Annotated in this window: 1 protein-coding gene; it reads right to left on the bottom strand. The window is 35.3% G+C overall.

Translation table 11 applies throughout. The features are described 5' to 3' along the window. Window positions 1-623: M16 family metallopeptidase (locus GMD4S_RS10030; protein ID WP_000330650.1), on the bottom strand; the 623-nt coding region annotated here is incomplete at both ends.

The following is a 623-nucleotide window of genomic DNA, read 5'->3' as shown; positions in this document are numbered from 1 at the left end:
CCAAACATCATCGTAAATAGTAATTTCAATAAAATATTGTAACGATAAGACTCAGCTTCTGTTATTTGCCCATTACCTCTAATCGCAACAGCAAGTTTAGGTGAAGAAACTTCCATCCGAAGACTATCTGTTTGCTTCACAGGCTGCAAAAGGAGTTGCTCTTTTGAAACCGTAAACTGGTTTGAAACTTCCTTTTCCTTTTTCGAAAAGTATTCCTCAACAACTTCCACATCAATATTTCCAACTAAAAACAGTGACATGTTGACAGGTTTGTAAAAGTCTGTAAAGTTCTCTTTTAAATTTGAAACTTGAATCTCAGAAATTGATTTTTCACTTCCAACTATATCTGTTGCTAAAGGAGTATCAGGATAAAGGTTGGCTAATGTTGCAAAAAACAAACGTGAGTCTGGATCATCTTGGTACATTTCTCGTTCTTGCTGGATAATATCCTGTTCCCTCAAAACTGATTCTTCTGTAAAATGAACATCTCCAACTAACTCATCTAGCAAATCTAAATTCTCTAATAGATGGTCAATTGTTGAAAAAAGATAGCTGGTCTTAGTAAAGCTTGTAAAGGCATTACTGTCCGCACCTAATCGAGTAAAAGCAGCCATTATATCCTC

The sequence above is a fragment of the Streptococcus sp. GMD4S genome (assembly GCF_000296955.1).
Note: the sequence above shows the minus strand (reverse complement) of the source record. Positions and strands in the feature narration are given on the sequence as shown.